This is a genomic window from Streptococcus sp. GMD1S, from assembly GCF_000296875.1.
GTDB lineage: Bacteria > Bacillota > Bacilli > Lactobacillales > Streptococcaceae > Streptococcus.
In genome coordinates this window covers 1-979 of the sequence record NZ_AJQY01000185.1, presented here as the reverse complement: position 1 = coordinate 979, position 979 = coordinate 1, and the positions used below count along the sequence as shown (strand labels likewise).

At 43.2% G+C, this 979-nt stretch carries 2 protein-coding genes; one reads left to right on the top strand and one right to left on the bottom strand.

Translation table 11 applies throughout. The features are described 5' to 3' along the window. On the top strand, positions 1-165 hold a 165-nt coding region (locus GMD1S_RS08155), incomplete at its 5' end, for a CsbD family protein (protein WP_000518890.1). A 37-nt stretch (positions 166-202) separates the two neighbouring features. Here the strand turns inward: GMD1S_RS08155 and GMD1S_RS08150 are convergent. Then, the coding region (locus GMD1S_RS08150; protein WP_000223916.1) for a glutamate ligase domain-containing protein at positions 203-979 on the bottom strand (777 nt) is incomplete at its 5' end.

Sequence of the window (979 nt, the reverse complement as noted above, 5' to 3'; positions counted from 1 at the left end):
GCTATCAAAGAAGGATTTGGTAAAGTTACTGGCGATAGCAAGACAGAAGCAGAAGGTGCTGTAGAAAAAACAGTTGCCAAAGCCAAAGAAGTTGTTGAAGATGCTAAAGGTGCTGTAGAAGGTGCCGTTGAAGGTCTTAAAAACTCATTTAAGAAAGAAGACTAAAAAAAATCAAGGGAAAACTTCCCTTGATTTTTTGATTTTATAGATAACGTTCTGCGACAGTTGCATCTCCAGGATAGGCTTCTTTCACTCCATTGACGATCTGGTAGCAATCAGCTCCCTTACCTGCAATAATCACAGCATCGAGTGCTTGGTCTGTGATGGCCAATGCTGCTTGGATGGCTTGTTCGCGATCGGTAATCTTTTCAACAGGATGACTGATATAGCTACTGATTTCTTCAGCAATGGCCATTGGATTTTCATAGTTGGGGTCATCCGCAGTTAGAAAGACTTGAATCTCAGGATGTTGATTGAGGAGGAGACCAAAGTCTTTGCGACGACTTTCCCCCTTGTTTCCTGTAGAGCCAAGAACCAGAGCGATTTTCCCAGTTTGATGAGTTTCAACCACATTGATGAGTTTTTTCAGACTGTCCCCGTTGTGGGCATAGTCGATGAAAACCTTGGCTCCATTTTTCTGTGTGAGGACTTCCATACGACCAGGAACGCGGGTTGCAGCGATTCCTTTTTTGATGTCCTCAAGACTAGCTCCAAGACGGAGGCAGGCAAGTCCTGCAGCAACGGCATTTTCTTGGTTGAAGTGTCCAATCAACTGGATATCATAATCTCCAGCAAGTTTACCAGTGGCTGAAAAGCTAAAGGCTTTGGAGTTCTCGATTTGGTTGTCTGACTTACTACCATAGAAGTCATGGTCTTGATCTTCCACTTGTTCTTTCAATACAGAAAAGTGGTCCATGTCGCTATTAATGACAACTGCTCGGCTATTTTTCATCAAGAGACGTTTGTGATAGAAGTAGTC